General features: G+C 44.9%; 9 protein-coding genes. 7 read left to right on the forward strand and 2 right to left on the reverse strand.

Annotated features, from left to right (window positions below):
* The first annotated feature begins 217 nt into the window (after positions 1-217).
* From QT979_RS22515 to QT979_RS22535, 5 genes are all read left to right on the forward strand, one after another.
* Positions 218-1534 carry an RNA-guided endonuclease InsQ/TnpB family protein gene (locus tag QT979_RS22515; RefSeq protein ID WP_445304804.1) on the forward strand — a complete coding sequence of 439 codons (1317 nt, stop codon included), beginning with the start codon at positions 218-220 and terminating at the stop codon, positions 1532-1534.
* 77 nt (positions 1535-1611) lie between these two features.
* Positions 1612-4563 carry a glycosyltransferase gene (locus tag QT979_RS22520; RefSeq protein WP_333311736.1) on the forward strand — a complete coding sequence of 984 codons (2952 nt, stop codon included), beginning with the start codon at positions 1612-1614 and terminating at the stop codon, positions 4561-4563.
* 128 nt (positions 4564-4691) lie between these two features.
* Complete coding sequence (locus QT979_RS22525) at positions 4692-6020, forward strand: glycosyltransferase family 1 protein (RefSeq protein WP_333211974.1); 1329 nt, start codon at positions 4692-4694, stop codon at positions 6018-6020.
* Positions 6021-6042: 22 nt separating this feature from the next.
* The gene (locus QT979_RS22530; RefSeq protein WP_333311737.1) at positions 6043-10329 is read left to right on the forward strand and encodes an O-linked N-acetylglucosamine transferase family protein; all 4287 of its coding nucleotides are present in this window, start codon (positions 6043-6045) and stop codon (positions 10327-10329) included.
* 107 nt (positions 10330-10436) lie between these two features.
* Positions 10437-12287, forward strand: coding sequence for a tetratricopeptide repeat protein (locus QT979_RS22535; protein WP_333311738.1), 1851 nt, complete (start codon positions 10437-10439; stop codon positions 12285-12287).
* 61 nt (positions 12288-12348) lie between these two features.
* On the opposite strand, the gene QT979_RS22540 is transcribed toward QT979_RS22535, so the two are convergent.
* Both QT979_RS22540 and QT979_RS22545 read right to left on the reverse strand, forming a co-directional pair.
* Complete coding sequence (locus QT979_RS22540) at positions 12349-13242, reverse strand: CNNM domain-containing protein (RefSeq protein ID WP_333311739.1); 894 nt, start codon at positions 13240-13242, stop codon at positions 12349-12351.
* A 319-nt stretch (positions 13243-13561) separates the two neighbouring features.
* Positions 13562-14647 carry a hypothetical protein gene (locus tag QT979_RS22545; protein ID WP_333311740.1) on the reverse strand — a complete coding sequence of 362 codons (1086 nt, stop codon included), beginning with the start codon at positions 14645-14647 and terminating at the stop codon, positions 13562-13564.
* A 111-nt stretch (positions 14648-14758) separates the two neighbouring features.
* Here QT979_RS22545 and QT979_RS22550 point away from each other — a divergent pair, with 111 nt between their 5' ends.
* Both QT979_RS22550 and QT979_RS22555 read left to right on the forward strand, forming a co-directional pair.
* Positions 14759-15667: a YihY/virulence factor BrkB family protein gene (locus QT979_RS22550; RefSeq protein WP_333311741.1), complete on the forward strand. Its 909-nt coding sequence runs from the start codon at positions 14759-14761 to the stop codon at positions 15665-15667.
* 404 nt (positions 15668-16071) lie between these two features.
* Positions 16072-17088 carry a glycoside hydrolase family 104 protein gene (locus tag QT979_RS22555; protein WP_333311742.1) on the forward strand — a complete coding sequence of 339 codons (1017 nt, stop codon included), beginning with the start codon at positions 16072-16074 and terminating at the stop codon, positions 17086-17088.
* The last annotated feature ends 156 nt before the right edge of the window (positions 17089-17244 follow it).

The following is a 17244-nucleotide window of genomic DNA, read 5'->3' on the forward strand; positions in this document are numbered from 1 at the left end:
TGTGAGGTCGTGGAAACCGAACTGCCCTGAGCGTCGTCAGGAGATGCGGGTGCTGTCTTAATCGTTGAATTTTCGCCTACACTATAAGACAGAATTTGTCAATAGATTGTCTCTCGATCGACTGATAAATTAACTTGTTCGCAGTTGCACGCTCTTTGCACCGCGTGGCATTGAAACGCAACTTCTGTTTAGACCGAAAATGTGACCGGAAATTTGGGTGCAAGCCCCTTCTTCAGTGGCCGGCTTTAATTATTTTATTGAAAAAGCGTCCCGACGTTCGCTCATGGTTGTGGTAGAGTCAGGTAGGAGGATAGAGCAAATGTTTAATTTAACCTACGAATTCAAACTTAAACCAACAACGGGACAGACAGCAATCTTTGAGGATTGGCTAGAACAATGCCGTGGCGTGTATAACTACGCATTAGCTGAACGTAAAGACTGGTTTAAGTCTCGTAGTTGTCAGATTAACGCTTGCTCTATCCGATCTGAATTCATCATAGGAGCTGAAACAAAACGACCAACTTATGCCAGCCAGTGCAAAAGTTTAACTACGGCTAGGGCAAACATACCTGCTTTGGCTGCTGTTCAGGTACACGTTCTACAACAGACACTGAAAAGACTTGAAAAAGCTTTTGTAAGTATGTGGGAACAAAAGCACGGTTTCCCTCGCTTTAAGAAAGCAGGAACAATGCGATCGTTTGTATTCCCACAATTGGGGGTTAACCCCGTCCAAAATCAAGCGGTGAAGCTTCCTAAGATTGGTTTGGTTAAGTTTCATCAATCACGGACTATCCCTGATGGTGCAACGATGAAGCAAGCAAGGATAGTCCGTAGGGTTAGCGGTTGGTACGTGATGTTAACCCTACAATGGGACGTTTCAGCGCCAAATCCAATGCCCCACGGTGAAGGTATCGGAATTGATGTTGGATTAACTAATTTCATAGCAACTTCTAACGGTCTTTTAGTCAAGCGCCAAAGATTTTTTAAAGACGCAGAACGCAAGCTTAAATTGCTGCAACAACGTGTCTGTCGTAAAAAACTAGGTTCTAACAATTGGCGTAAAGCTCAAAAAAAAGTCGCAAAACTGCATGAGTACGTTGCTAACAGTCGGAAAGATTGGCATCGTAAATTATCTCATCAAATCTGTCAAAACGTAGGAATGATTTTCGTTGAGGATCTGAATCTGATTGGGCTCTCTAGGGCGATGCTAGGGAAACATTGCTTAGACGCAAGCTGGGGTCAGTTCTTCACGATCCTAGAGCAAACTTGTTTGAAATATGGCGTGTACTTTCAGAAGGTAAGCGCCCACAAGACAAGTCAGACTTGCCCTAACTGCCTAACGGAAACGGGTAAAAAAGAGCTGTCAGAACGTACTCATTCATGCTTGAATTGCGGCTATACAACCGACAGAGACGTTGCAGCAGCCCAAGTAGTTCTAATTAGAGGACTTGCAGCCGTAGGGCATACGGTCAAGATGCTTTCTGAGGGTAAATTCGTCGGAATCCCTGCGAAGAAAGAATCTCCATGCCTTTAGGCTGGGGTATGTCAAGTATAAATTAAGATGCACCGATCGCAATTCACCGATCGCCAATAGCCCAAGGAAAACTCAAAATGTCAGATTCGCAAGATACTTTCATTTTCAACGGTCAACGGCTCGCCTACAACCGGCTCAAGCACAACAACTATCCCGCCTCGGAGAGAGCGGTAGAAATACCAATAGCCTACAACTTTATTGCCGGATTGAAGGATAAAAGCAGACTGCTGGAAGTGGGTAACGTGCTGCAATATTACCCCGAACTGCTCCCGACAGATATTGCCGAAATTCAAGCTAGAAGAATTATCGACAAATACGAAACTGCTGTGGGAGTAGACAAAATTGATTTAATGGATGCCGATCCTGAAGAGAAGTATAGCGGTATAATTTGCATCTCTACAGTAGAACACATAGGACAAGGATCTGACCCAAGTGAAGCTTACGGTGAAGAGCAGGAAAAATATGATTGGCAAGGGCCTTTAAAGGCGATCGCCAAAATCTACGATTTGCTGTCAGATAATGGTAGAGCGCTGATTACAGTACCCTTCGGTAAATTCCTCGAAAGGGGGTGGTATATCCAATTCAGCCAAGATTACTTAAATCTCTTATTTGAGCAATACAATATTCCTAAAAATGCGGTCAGTGCCAGTTATTTAAAATTAGTTAAAGTTGACCCATCCCAGCCGCACCCTTCAGTTTGGCAACAAGCAAATCCCGAAGAACTTGTTAGCGCACAATACAATGCACCTTTTCCTTTTGCCAATGCGATCGCCGTCCTAGATATTACCAAAATTCCCGCAACTCGAGGGGCATTGACTCAACCCCCAACCGCCGACAAACAGCCGCTAGTATTTAGTAGAGTAACAAGCAAGCTGTGCGTCAACCGAGACTTCGAGACAGATTACTATGAGCATTGGATAGACAAACTCCAAGCTTCCAAAACTATTCACCGCAAAAATTGGGAGTGGGTTGTCATGTCTCAAGCTTTGAATGAAAGAGGATTTCTCAAACCCGGAAAAAAAGGCATGGGTTTTGCGGTTGGTAACGAACCGCTACCGTCAGCATTCGCTTCTTTAGGGTGCGAAATTGTCGCCACCGACCAAAATTACGACATTCCGGAAGCCCAGGAACACTGGGCCACAACAGATCAACTTTGTCGCGGCAAACAAGCACTTAATGAAAAGCAAATCTGCCCGCCAGAAACCTTTGACAAACTTGTCAGCTTCCGCGAAGTTGACATGAACAATATCCCCGAAGACTTAAAGCAAGGTGAGTTCGATTTTATTTGGTCTTCCTGTGCCTTTGAGCATATAGGTTCGATCGAACACGGACTCAGATTTGCCAAAGAATCTCTGAAATGCTTAAAGCCCGGCGGTATGGCAATTCATACAACAGAGTTCAACTGTTCATCAAATGAAGGAACCTTAAACACAGACAATTTAGTATTCTTCAGACACAGAGACATTCAGCGTTTAATCAGCGAACTAACAGCCGAGGGATATCGCGTAGAACCTCCAGATTACTGGATGGGCGACAGCAAATACGATTTGACGCCGATGAAAGATCTTAGCAATCAATGGGCACCGCACCTGAAAATAGAATTGGGCGGTTACATTGCAACTTCCTTGCTTTTAATAATCCACAAACCCCAGGAAATATCTGCCGAATCTTACCCGCCAGTCTATGCGTATAGCGAAAAACAGCAGGAGTTGATCAAGATTTTTTATGACATATCCGTACTGGGATACGGACACTACGATTCGCGTTCTCGAACCGGTGTTGCCAGAGTCATCGAGAATATCGCATCGGGTTTAATTGCCTCGAAAGAGTTGGATTTATCTTTTTGCGCGACTAATTCTTGGTACGCCGTGAAGTCTTGCCTGGATTACTTGCAGACTCAGCCGAATTTTCGCGGGATACCTTTGGCTCACTCCAGCTTTTTCAAAAACTTTGAAAGCAAATTAATGGAGCTTTACAAGATGTTAGAAAACCGGGAAAAAATCTTCCCGGAACACAGCCAAGAACCCCAATCCAAACTTTTAACAGACAACTTAAAAAAATACCTCTCAAATTCGATCGGCATTTCAAAGCAACGCAGCCATTTAATCGACCAGGAGAGCTTGAGCGAAGCCGATATTTTCCACGCGACATTCTATCAGATTCCCAACCAAGCACGCGAGTGCAAAAAAGTCAAAAAAATTGCCACTGTTTACGATTTGATTCCCATCCTATTGTCGCAGTTATTTATCGGTAAAAATGATGAGGATTATCAGAGAATGCAGGCATCTTTAAACAGCTTAACGGCCGAGGATTACATTCTCTGCATATCTCAAGCCACCAAAAACGATTTGCTAAATCACGTCAAACTCAACCCGGAAAGAGTTTTGGTAACTCATCTCGCGGCAAATACCGCTTTATTTTACCGCTGTAATGATGCGGAAAATATGGCATCTGTCAAGCAGAAATACGGCATTCCCGACGCACCGTATATCTTGGGTGTCAGCACATTAGAACCTCGGAAAAACCTCGAACACGTCATCCGCTGTTTCGCAAAAGTCGTGCAGCAACAAGGTATCAAAGACCTCAACTTAGTTTTAGTCGGTGCCAAAGGTTGGGAGTACGAAAAAATATTTCAAGAAATTGCTAACTTCGGTCTCTCAAAAGACCGTATCATTATAACTGGCTATGTAGCTGATGAAGATTTAGCCGTCATCTACAGCGGTGCGATGGTTTTTGTTTACCCGTCGCTGTATGAAGGTTTCGGTTTGCCGCCTTTAGAAGCAATGCAGTGCGGGATTCCTGTGATCACCTCGAATAATTCATCGTTTCCCGAAGTAGTCGGCGATGCGGGAGTTATGCTTAATCCGACAGATGCTGACGGACTTTGCCACAGCATCCTAACACTGTACCGTACACCTGCTTTGCGGCAAGAAATGTCTTTAAAGTCGCTAGCACAAGCGAAAAAGTTTAGCTGGGAAAGGTGCACTCAGGAGACAATTGCTGCTTACAAAACAGCTTTGTCTGGTTGAGAAATCCCAGCAGGTTGACTGCGTAATTCCAGTCTGTCATTCGCAAGTGTGGCGAAGAATCTCAACCCTTTTCAACACCGCCATTGAGTGCGTAAGTCCTGTAAGTGTACGAAGCGAGTTAACCGAGTATGTCAATTGCACGGGAGAATCAAATTAAAGTTATTTACGATATCTCTGTCCTCGGACAGGGACACATGCACCAGCGCGCTAGAACCGGCATTTTTAGAGTTGTTGAAAGTATTGCTGAGAATTTAGCAAACTCGAAAGAATGCGATTTGTTATTTTGTGTCAGTCAGTATTTGCATTTGTTGGATGCGAGTTTCGATTATCTGGAAACGAATCCAAAATTAGCGGGTATTCCCCTGCTGCATTCGAGCTTTGCCAGGGTTTTTTACAGGCAGCTACTCGATGTTTACAATATGCTGGGTCTTCAAATCCAAGCAAATGAGGCGGGCAATGCTGTCGCGGAAAAAGCTGTTTTTGACCATTTGAAGAACAATTTACAAAATGCCGTTCAAATCATGGGTGGTTCCTGTGTTCCGGTAGATGCTAATAATTTAGAGTCAGCAGATATTTTTCACTCGCCCTACGATGAAATCCCTGTTTGGGCAAAGCAAACAAGTAAAGCTCAGATTTTTTTGACTATCTATGACTTGATTCCTATTTTGTACCCGCAGTTTCTGCTGAGCGAGCAAATCCCTTTACTTTACAAAAAAACCTTAGCAAGCATCTCTCAAAAAGATTGGGTGATTTGCATATCGCATTGTACTAAGAATGATCTTTGCAACTATCTAAAAATTGACGAATCGAGAGTTATTGTCACTCACTTAGCTGCGGAACCGAGTATATTTTATCCTTGTCGCGATGCTGCAAAGATTGCCTCGATTCGCAGCAAATACGGGATTCCTGATACGGGTTACATTTTGAGTTTGGGTACGCTAGAACCTCGGAAAAATATAGACCACGCTATCCGCTGTTTTGCTCAACTGATTCAGGAACAAAAAATCAAAGATTTGTATCTGGTGTTAGTGGGGACTCCGGGGTGGAAATATGACAAAATTATGGCAGAAGTTTCCAAGCAGGGTTTATTGAAAGAGCGGATAATTTTTACTGGATACGTGCCAGAATCAGATTTGGCAGCTCTTTACAGCGGTGCTTTAGCTTTTGTATATCCTTCTTTTTACGAAGGTTTTGGTTTGCCGCCTTTGGAAGCGATGCAGTGCGGAGTACCGGTGATTACCTCAAATACATCTTCGCTTCCCGAAGTAGTTGGGGAAGCGGGAATTATGGTAGATCCAAAAGATACCGACGCGCTTTGTCATAGTATGCTAGAAATCTACAACAAATCATCGCTGCGAGAAAGTATGTCTTCCAAATCTTTGGCACAAGCTAAACTTTTTAGCTGGCAAAGGTGTACTGACGAAACTATCGCTGCTTATCGAACTGCTTTATCGTAATTTTACAGGAAACTCACTAATCATGAAAATAGTTATTGACGGCATATTTTTTCAAAGCCAGCAAAAAAGTGGGATTGCTCGCGTTTGGCAGTCTTTGATGGAAGAATGGGTAAAAAGCGGTTTCGCTGAGCATATAGTAATGCTGGATCGCGCAGGCACTGTACCGAAGATTGCCGGCATTCAATATCGCTCGATTCCGGTTTACGATTACAACAAAACCGATGCTGACAAACAAATGTTGCAGCAAATGTGCGATCGAGAAAATGCAGATTTATTTGTTTCTACCTACTATACAACACCGATTTCGACGCGATCGGCATTTGTCGCCTACGATATGATACCCGAAGTTACGGGAGGCGACCTGAATAATCCCATGTGGCGAGAAAAACATCATGCTATCCGCCAAGCATCTTCCTACATCGCCATTTCCCAAAGCACGGCCCGCGACTTAGTAAAGTTTTTCCCCCAAATATCTCCCGCATCAATTACTGTCGCTCACTGCGGCATTCAAAAACATTTTTATCCTTCTAGTCTACCAGAAATAGAAGCATTTAAAACTGCACACCGAATTGTAAAACCCTACTTTTTAATAGTGGGAGAAAGATTGGGATTCAACGGTTATAAAAATACGATCGCTTTTTTTCAAGCTTTATCGAGACTCAGCAGCAAGTCGGGATTTGATGTTGTTTGTACTAGCGGTCAACCTTCGCTAGAACCTAAATTACAACCGTACACTGCTGGTGTCAACGTCCACCTGCTGTATTTGGGCGACGCTGAATTAAGAGCGGCTTATTCGGGTGCGATCGCCCTGATATTTCCCTCAAAGTATGAAGGTTTCGGACTGCCAATATTGGAAGCAATGACTTGCGGTTGTCCCGTCGTCACTTCTCCCAACAGCTCGATTCCAGAAGTAGCAGGCGAAGCAGCATTGTATGTAAGTGAAAATGATGTTAATGCGCTGGGAAATGCCCTGCTTGACGTGCAGAAACCGGATATTCGCAACTCGTTAATTGCTGCCGGACTTGGACAATCCCGCAAATTTTCTTGGTCAAAAATGGCAACAACAGTTAGTTCAGCGTTGATGCAAGCCTGTGGCAGCCAACAGCAAATCCCGGCAAAATCGCCGGAAGCTCCAATCTTATTGTCAAGCATTATCGAGCAATACCAGAAAAATTCCGCTGATTTATCTGCACTAGAAAATGTCCGCCAAGCTAGAAAACAAATTGCTGCTATTTGGCTTAGCTTACCAGCCGAACAAGTTGCAAGTGCCTTTGCAGGCGAAGCAGGCAAACAGCACCAAGCGCTGCTGGCCAGCGACATTAGATATGAACCGCTAACGGATACAGAAGAGAGTTTTGTGAGCGAATTAGTCGCAAATGTGGCGAAAGGATTTAACGAGCCAAAAGCGATTAATTACCTGCTCGCAGCCATGCTGTACCGACGGGCAGACCAATTGCCGCTCAAGTACGATCGCGCTACAGTGCCTAATTGGTTCGCCAACGAATATCTCAAATTCATGTTTACTTGTCCGAACGTATTTCAAACCCGAGGAGAAGCAGACACTTACTATCAATTCATCCAAGGCTGGATTGATTACTTACATACTAATTTGTTCAACAATCCAGATTCGCCACTGTGGCAAAATATTGCTTTGTTGTTCGCGCAAGTTGCGAACTTTATCCCGCTTTATTTTACCACGGCAAACCTACGCGATATTTACACCAAACGGGCGGAAATTATTGAGTTTTCGCTCAAAAATCGCGGCAGTTCAATTGATTGTGTCTTCCCCGCGCGATCGCCAAATCGGACAAAAATCCGCGTGGGCATCATCAACGACCATTTCGCGCCGCAAACCGAAACCTTCGCTACCATCCCGGTTTTCGAGCATTTAAACCGCAACGAGTTCGAGATATACCTGTACGCGCTCAACACCAGCGGCCACCAATTAGAACAATACTGTCAAAGTCGCGCCGACAAACTGGTTGCACTTCCGAAAGACTTTGCATCGCAAGTCCAAACAATCCGCGCCGACGACTTAGATATCCTGTTTTTCGGTACGAATTTAACAGCTATTAACAAACCGCTGACTTCACTAGCAATGCACCGTTTAGCGCGGGTACAAACTACATCTTTCTGTTCCCCGACAACCACCGGAATCCGGCACATGGATTACTACATCGCAGGTCAATTTACTGCGCCGGATGCTAGTTATCAAGAACAATATCGCGAACAGTTGGCTGTTCTTCAAGGCAGCGGTTTTTGTTTCACATACGCAACAGAATCGGAAGTAGCTACAGTTAAACCTACCCGCCAAAGTCTGGGGATTTCAGACAATACAACCGTTTTTATCTCCGGCGCCAACTTCTACAAAATTCTGCCGGAGTTGAGAGAGAGTTGGGTAAAAATTCTAGCTGCTGTACCCGATTCAATCTTGATTTTATATCCCTTCGGACCGGCTTGGACTCGGACTTATCCAGCGACACCTTTTGTCAACAATCTGAACGCTGTTTGCGCTAAATACGGGGTCAATAACAACCGCTTGCGGTTCGTAAAACAACTGCCAAGCCGCGCGGATGTGAAAGAATTTTTGCAGCTAGCAGATATTTATCTCGATTCCTATCCTTATGCTGGGGCAACATCGTTAATTGATCCTTTGCAAGTAGGATTGTCGGTGGTGGTTGTGGAAGGAAATGCTTTGCGGTTCCGCCAAGGTTCGGCGATGCTGCGGGAACTGCAAATGTCTGATTTAATTGCTTATGACGAAGCATCTTACATTCAGCTAGCTGTTACCCTCGGCACTAACCCGCAATTGCGGCAGCAAAAACGGCAGGAAATTCAGCAAAAAATGCAAGCTAATCCGGCTTGTTTTGACAGTGTTGCATACTCTGGGGCGATCGGCAAATTATTCCAAGAACTGTTTTGCCAATGGCAAACCAGCCACCTGGAAGCATCGCGAAACTTACAGGATAGCATTCCCAAGCAGCCAGATTTGGACGAGATTCTCTCGAATGCCCTCAAGCTTTACCAACGAAACTCCTCAAACATTTCAGCAATATCCGAACTGCGTCAAATCCGCAAACAAATCGCTGATTTTTGGCTGAACCTTCCCACTGAAAACCTGGAAACCGCTTACAAAAGCGCTTCAGGTAACAGCTATAAAATCCTGCTCAAAAGCGATTTCCAACGTCAACCGATGATCGAAAGCGAACAAATATTTTTGCAGCAATTAACCCAGATTAGCAAAGGATTAGTGCATCCCAAAGCTGTCAACGCCTTACTCGCGGCGATGCTGTATTTCCCGCCGGAAACTATGCGAATTCCCGCCGCTCGCAACCGTTTGCCGCACTGGTTAATTGGGGATTACGAACAAGTTTTTGAGACGGAAGCCGCCGCCAAGTCTGATTCAACTTCTGACTTGCTCGCTCAATACATTCAATCCCCGCAATTTGTGAATCAACTGTTAGGATGCGTCAATCTTTACCGCATTGATCCGTCAGACGAATCGGTAGTTTTGGAACTCCGCCAAATCAGGAAACAAATGGCTGATTTTTGGCTGACTGTTCCTTCGGAGAAACTAGAAAATTTTTACCGAGGACAAGTTCGCAAGGGATATCAAGCAATTCTTAGCTGCGGCTTGCAAGCAGAATCGATGACTGAAGTCGAACAGCAGTTTTTGCACAAATTGACTGAAATTAGCAAAGGGTTGGTGCAGCCTCAAGCTATCAATGCTCTGCTGGGGGCAATGCTGTATTTTGTACCGGGTAAAATGCGGGTTCCCGATGCTCGCACCCGCTTACCCCAGTGGTTGCTTGAAGATTACGAAAAGGTGTTTGAAAGCGCATTGGCGACCACAGAACAAACAGTGATCCAACAAGATTATATGCCGCAGTTTCTCAATGAATTAACTGCTGCCGTCAATCTCTATGAAATTGACCCGACGGATGAATTGGTAATAGCAGATTTGCGGCATATTCGCAAGCAAATTGCCGATTTGTGGCTGAGCGTTTCCGGCGAACAAGTAGAAGTTTTGTACCGGAGCGATTTGGGCAAGGGTTACAAAGCAATTCTGGGCAGCGGGTTTATTAACGAGCCGCTGAATGAGAGCGATCGCGAGTTTTTTAACTCGTTGGTTGTTGAGTTGAGTAAAGGGTTTGAAGGGCCGAAAGCTGTGAATAATTTGTTGGCGGCGATGCTGTATTGTCGCCCTGGACAGTTGCGGGTTCAGGATGCGAATACTTGTTTGCCTCCGTGGTTGTTGGCGGATTACGAGAAGTTGGTTGGGGGTGCGGTAAAGGTTGCTGTTGGGTGAAAAAGTGCGTTAGCGAAGCCCTCGAAGAGGATCGCGCTGCTGTTTACATCGGTACTATTGACTGGTATATTTTCTAAAATTACTACCGAAGTTTCCATTTTCTACAGATGAACAGCACCAGCGATCGAGACTCCAATTCCAACAGCAATTCGGATGCAGGAGCGATCGCCCGCAAGGATATTTCAGCGCTCAACCGCCAAGCTGCTGTATATTTTACTCAGGGGAAGTTTGCAGAAGCGATCGCACTTTGCCATCAAGTCATCATCATCAAACCGGATTGCGCTTTAGCCTACGACATTCTGGGTGCTGCTCTCATGTCACAGAAAAAAGCAGCCCCGGCTATTCGCTCGTTTTCTCAAGCCCTAGCAATCAATCCTAACTCAGCACAAATCCTTGCTAAATTAGGCTATTGTTTGGTTGCAGAGGGGCGACTGGATGAAGCAATAACTACTTACCAAAAAGCCCTTCAGTTAAACCCGAATTGGGCTGATGTTTATTTGAGAATGGGCAAGGTATTGAGTCAGCAAAACCGCTGGGAGGAAGCTTTAGATTGTTGGCTTAAAGTTGCTCAAATCGCTCCGACAAGCATTAGTTCCCAGTCATTCTTAGAGTTAGGAAATTTTCATTTTACTCAAGGTAAATTAGATATGGCGAGCGCTTGTTACCGCCAGTCGATTTCTCATAAACCCGACTGTAAGTTGAGTTACTTAAACTTAGGAGTTGTCCTCAAAAAGCAAGGAAAAATCCCAGAAGCGATCGCTACTTGGATTCAACTCCTTCAAATTTTGCCGTCTGTGGACGAAGCTTACTACTATTTATTCAAATTATTTACACATTTAGGTAGAAAAGATGAGGCTATGGCTTGTTACTACAGCGCAATTCCTGTGCACCTAATTCGTGAATTTTGCCCTTCTAGCCTCGATAGTCAGTTAGTTACCTCTACATCAAAGGCGAAAATACCTGTTCTATCCCCGCAATTTCTACCCAGCGAAAACCTTGACTCTAATTCCCCAGCAAGTGAGGGTGAAAACGCACAACCATTTGTAGCTGTTATCCCTAACGGACGTGCTTGGGGAGATAAATTTACTCGGGCCGTCATTACTTCAGACGATCGGCTGTTAGAGGATATATCTACAGGTAGTCCCAGTTTGATTATCTCTTCAGATCGGTTGCCTCCCCCGGTTGCAATTGAAGGAACAGTAGCTTTTTTCGCGAAAAACTACTGTCACAATTATTATCACTGGATGTTTGAGTTTTTGCCACAGATGGAATTGCTCCGCCGATCGGGTATAGATATAGGTAGTATCGATAAATTTGCTGTCAATCATTGTTGCTTCCCGTTTCAGAGAGAAACAGTCAGCTTGTTGGGTATTCCGTTAGAAAAAATTGTAGAAATCGATAATAATAATAATCACATTCAAGCTCGTCAATTACTGGTGAGCACTGTCATCAGAGAAAGTACAAAATGGGCCTGCGATTTTCTCAGAAGAGAATTTTTAAATGATTCCATCATTGGCTTGCAGAAAAAACAGCGAATTTTTATATCTCGCAAAGAAAGACGCAGAGTGATTAATGAAGATGAATTAGTGGCATTTTTAAGTAAGTTTGGCTTTAAGAGTCTCGCGCCCGAATCACTGTCTGTTGCCGAACAAGTATCGCTGTTTGCTGCTGCTGAAGTTGTAATCGGAGTTCACGGTGCGGCTCTGACTAACACAGTGTTTTGCAGTCCAGGTACTAAAGTTATAGAAATATTTGCACCGGATTATGTCAACCCTTGTTACCGCAAACTTAGCAGTCAAGTTGGTCTCGAATACTGGGAATTTATCGGCGAAAGGGTTCTCGATCTTGACTCGCACAACCAGCAGGAGGGAGGGGAGAAAATTCACTACGTATTTGAAGATATTTTAGTCAATATTGCTGCGTTATTAAATATGATGAAATTGGCAGGTGCGATCTAGCCACCCTAAATGATTCCTGTAGCTTCTTCCAGGCAGAGCCTGGAAATTAAAAAAGGTTAATTCAATTCAACACCAGTTCTGGCTGCTGAGTCTCAAACAAAGGGCTAGTTACCTGACGCAGCAGCACTGTTTCTAAACTGCCTTCTACTACATTTGCTGCTTCTATTTCCAACTCGCCCCACAATAGCCGATCGCCTTGATTGGGCATTTTACCTAAATTGTGGATCACGAATCCGGCGATTGTTTGGTAAGCTTGGTTAGTTGGCAGGTTTAACCCTAGTTTTTCGTTAACTGCTGTCACTTCCCAATTGCCAGAAATGAGTGCCGAATGAGCATCTTTTTGAACGAAAGTTGCCTGGGAAGATGACACCAGCGGTTGAGACTCTTTACTGGTAATCCAACCAGTCAGCAGCCACACAGTACCGTTGAGAATTACTAGCAGCGGCCACAGTAATTTTGAGCAGAGTTCGAGGGCCGGCATCAGCAGCAAAGCGGTACGTTCTGGGGCGTGGGTTGCTAATACTTTTGGGATGAGTTCTCCTAAGACTATTTCTACGTAAGTTACTAAGATAAAAGCTACGGGAACTGCGATCGAATGAGCAGTCAGCACGGCCGGCAAATGACCGATCGGCAATTTCTCGATCCACGGTTCGATCCAGTGTACAGTCGCTCCCTCACCCAACCAACCCAGCAGCAAACTCCCTGCTGTTGTGCCAGTTTGAGTCACAGACAGGTAATGCGGTATGTTGTTTTGAGCTTGGTGGACGAGTTGGGCGGTTTTAGCGGTTGGGCGATCGTCCAAGTGGGCAAGTTGGCGGATTTGATGGCGATCGGCTGATACTAATGCTAGTTCGGACGCCACAAAAAAGGCGATTAAAAGTGTTAAGCCCACCAACATTGCTAACCTCAGCATTGTTTGAGCGACTTCTACTTCCAGGCAAGTAAGGTTGTTCAAGATAGATATCTAATATGATAGATGTTTTAAGTTAATTCTTTTATTTTAGCTTGGGATTCAGATATGTTTATCCCCCGACATTTCGGATATCCCCACTACCCTTATTCGTAGGTGCACCGAGGCGCACCTTACCCGTAGAACTTGCAAACTCTTTCTCTTCTCTTCCTTCGCGCCCTTCGCGTCTTCGCGGTTCGTTTTAACTGAGATATTGCACCATTCTCAATTACTTGTTTAGGAACAGGCATCTTGCCTGTTCTTGACAATGGTGCAAGATGTGAGTAAAAAAATCTAATTCACAAAGCCGGAACTCATTGCTGTATCAACTCTCCCTTACTCCCCTGAGCGAGTTAATTTCCGTAAAAGTCTGCACCGGATCGGACTTCAATCCGCCTTGAATGTAATTCAACTTCACTTCTTCTAACAAATCCGACAGCAGCGACTGCAATTCCGCGAGAGTTTTCTCATCTTGCAATTCCCGTCGCAAACTTTGATTAAATTCTTGGCTGAAATTATCGAGAATTTTTCTACCTTTATCGTCTTCATAAGTAGTAGCTACCACATCCACAGCAGTTTGAGCCAAATAATTCGCTAACTGTTCCGTCATCTCCGTCGGCAAAATGTTAATCGGAGAGAAAGTTTGCAGGATTTGATAGAAATCCGACTGTTTGATTGTTGTTTCCAAATTGTGGTGCAGCAAATCTTCCAAATCCGGTTGCACCTGCGGCAAAACTTTGTAAATTGTCAGATCCAAAATCCGCTTGGTAATTTGTTCGATCGTATTTTCTTGATTGACGTGAAGGTACGGCTGCTGCGCCAGCAACATCTGCGCCGCGTCGCCCTGTTTGATCGAACTTTTAGCTTGATTGATAAACCGCACCATCATGTATTCCGACATCGTATTGGCTAAATAAGCCACCGGTTCGTAGGTAACTTGAGTAACTACGCGATCGAGATTTACCAAACCCGACTTGTGCAGCCGCACCAATACCGGCAGAATCCGCCACCCCTGCCAAATCGGGATCACCAGAAACACTTCATACCAGCGCCTCAGCACAAAATTAAACCAAGTTACCCCCGGTTTACGGCGGGTGTGGAACAGACTTTTAATCAAAAATTCCGCCCCAAAAAAACCGATAAAAAACGTATCAATTCGCCAAAACTGGTCAGCGCTTTTCAAATATTCGGGATTTTGCAAACTCGAATCAATGCCTTTAATCGGGTCATAAATTTTAACTAAACCCGGAAAATAGCTCTGATAAACAGGACGCAACTGAAGGTAACTGAAATGGAAAAGCACCAGCAAGAAATTGACCACCGCTACTAATGCGCTCATTTTGGCCCAAGAAATTGCTTTTTTGGACATTTTTCCCTCGGTGTTGTTAACTGTTGTGTGGGAATCTGACATAAAAATAATCTTCCGAATTTGCTACTCGATAAATCTATCTTGTGGCTGAGGCTAAAAGACTCTTAACCTAGTATAATTCCTTATACTCAAAGTATAAGGAAACCAAATGCCGTGAAATTAAAAACAGTCATATCGCTGCTCAAAGAAACTTTTACTGAATGGCAAGAAGATAAAGCCCCAACCTTAGCCGCCGCCCTAGCCTATTACACAGTCTTCTCCCTAGCCCCGCTGCTAATTATCGTAATTGCGATCGCCGGTTTAGTCTTTGGTGCAGACGCAGCCCAAGGTCAAATCGTCGCCCAACTCCAAAGCTTAATCGGGAAAGATGGGGCCGAAACCGTCCAAGAACTAATCCTCAAAGCCTCCGAACCAAAGTCGGGAATGATTGCTACTTTAATCGGTATCGCTACACTTTTGTGGGGGGCTTCCAATGTGTTTACTAATCTCAAAGAAGCCCTCAATACTATTTGGAATGTTTCACCGCCTCCTGGACGCGGGATCTGGGGATTTCTGCAAGATCGCGTATTGTCTTTTGCAATGATTTTAGGCATAGGCTTTCTACTGCTAGTATCTTTAGTAATTAGTGCCATTTTAGCCGCCGTTAGCTATTGGTTGAACGGCTTGCTGCACTTACCAGTCGGCATTTGGCAGGTTGTGGACTTTGCTCTCTCCTTTGGCGTAGTTACGCTGCTTTTTGCCTTAATTTACAAACTTTTGCCCGATGTCAATCTTGCCTGGAATGATGTTTGGATCGGCGCCGCCATCACCTCAGTGCTATTTACGATCGGCAAATCCTTAATTGGAGTTTACCTAGGTGGTAGCGGTATTGCCTCTACCTACGGTGCTGCTGGCTCGTTCGTGATTATCTTACTTTGGATCAATTATTCGGCTCAGATTCTCTTCTTAGGTGCTGAGTTTACTCAAGTTTGGGCTAACCGCTACGGTTCCCTGATGCTGGCAAAACGCAAAAATTTGCTCAGCATTCAAGCTGAGGAATCCTCCGGGCCCAAACACCGGTAGAATTCTTAATATTAGATACAAAAAAATGCGATCGCTCGCTTTTGAGCCAGCCGGATGCCAGTACCTTGAAACCTATGTCAGTTGGGATGGCGAGGTCTGTCGAATCACTAAATTTTAGACTCAAACCATCGCCCAATCTGCCCGTGAACTTGACCGGGCGAACACTTAGTAGTATCACTGGATATGGTTGAAACCAGTTTATCTTGATCCCTATCGCTGCCCTTCGGTGATGACCGAAAAATTTGAAGTTTGCGATCGCCCCGAAAGAGATTTGTTTCCTTGCCAGTCCCCAATTTCAACAGTGAAACCAATCTCAAGTCCACAAACTGGGATATTTCAACCTGAACTGATATCAGGAGGTACTTTTGTACGCATCAAAACATCTGGGAAGCCACCTGCTCCCTATGTCAGACATGGAGCTAATTCGCCTGTGGGTAAACCGCAAACCCCCCCGCAACCGGCGCTTTAGCTGGCAGGCGGCCAACCATTTTCGAGTGTTTGTCGCAAAACCGCTGGCACAAGTTACTCTGACAGATGTGGAGACTTTCGCCAGAGCGATGAGATCTCGGAAACTTCCACCGCGTTTCTACCAGCAAACCTTGCTAGCGCTGAAATCGCTGTTCGCCTTCGGCCAGCAAACGAAAATTTTGCCCGCAACACTCCCCCTTCACCGGTGGCCGGTTCTGCGCCGGAATCACTCCAAACTCCTTCGTTTTCAACTCTCTTGGGGTTTCTTAATCTGTTTGTGCTTTTTCTTGGGTCGAATGACGCCGAGGCTGTTGTGGGGACAATCGGTCTCGGCAGGAAGCTCGCCCGCCCCGAAACGCCTGCAGGAAGTTGCGGCGCTCGATTCACCAGACAAACGAGAGGATAACATCGATCGCGATCGAGCACCAGAAACTGCAACCCTGAATTCACCAGCTCCCAGACAGGATAGCAGACTCGATAGCATCAGCCCGGAACGTCGAGTCAAAGCCTTTCTCGACACCATCGCAGCCGCCGAAGGAACCGCTAGCCCCGACGGCTACCGCACCCAGTACACCGGTACAAAATTTGTCAGCTTTCAAGATCATCCCAGGGAAATGAGGTGCGGCCGCCGCTATGGCAAAAAACTCTGTTCCGACGCAGCGGGGCGATATCAGTTTCTCAGCACCACTTGGGACAGATTTGCTAAAAAATTTGGTGTCCGCGATTTCAGCCCTCAAAATCAAGATTTGATGGCTATAGAGTTAATCCGAGAAAAAGGCGCATTAGAAGATATAGAAGCGGGTCGATTGGAGTCAGCAGTCAGAAAACTCGCTTACATCTGGCCTTCTTTTAGGCGTTATGGCGGTTCCGTGGAATCGTCGATGCCCAAACTCGAAGCAATGTACCTGCAAAATTTGGGGATTTACCGGCAAGGATTGGTTGTTAGAAATTAGTCAACAGTTCCAGGACAAGTTTAGATTGGGGTTGGGCAATTTTGGATTAAATTTTGACATCCAAAATTGAAAATGGGGGAGTTATGGGTGATGTCTATTCTTCGGAAATTTAAAAATTAGGCTAATTTTCCATCTTCCATGTGAAGGATGCGATCG

This window comes from Microcoleus sp. w2-18bC1 (genome assembly GCF_036700365.1).
Lineage (GTDB): Bacteria > Cyanobacteriota > Cyanobacteriia > Cyanobacteriales > Microcoleaceae > Microcoleus.

Bases quoted from the DNA above. Each gene is read 5' to 3' on its own strand.
- QT979_RS22520 (WP_333311736.1), top strand. From the start codon at position 1,612: ATGTCAGATTCGCAAGATACTTTCATTTTCAACGGTCAACGGCTCGCC.
- QT979_RS22525 (WP_333211974.1), top strand. From the start codon at position 4,692: ATGTCAATTGCACGGGAGAATCAAATTAAAGTTATTTACGATATCTCT.
- QT979_RS22530 (WP_333311737.1), top strand. From the start codon at position 6,043: ATGAAAATAGTTATTGACGGCATATTTTTTCAAAGCCAGCAAAAAAGT.
- QT979_RS22535 (WP_333311738.1), top strand. From the start codon at position 10,437: ATGAACAGCACCAGCGATCGAGACTCCAATTCCAACAGCAATTCGGAT.
- QT979_RS22545 (WP_333311740.1), bottom strand. From the start codon at position 14,647: ATGTCAGATTCCCACACAACAGTTAACAACACCGAGGGAAAAATGTCC.
- QT979_RS22555 (WP_333311742.1), top strand. From the start codon at position 16,072: ATGTCAGACATGGAGCTAATTCGCCTGTGGGTAAACCGCAAACCCCCC.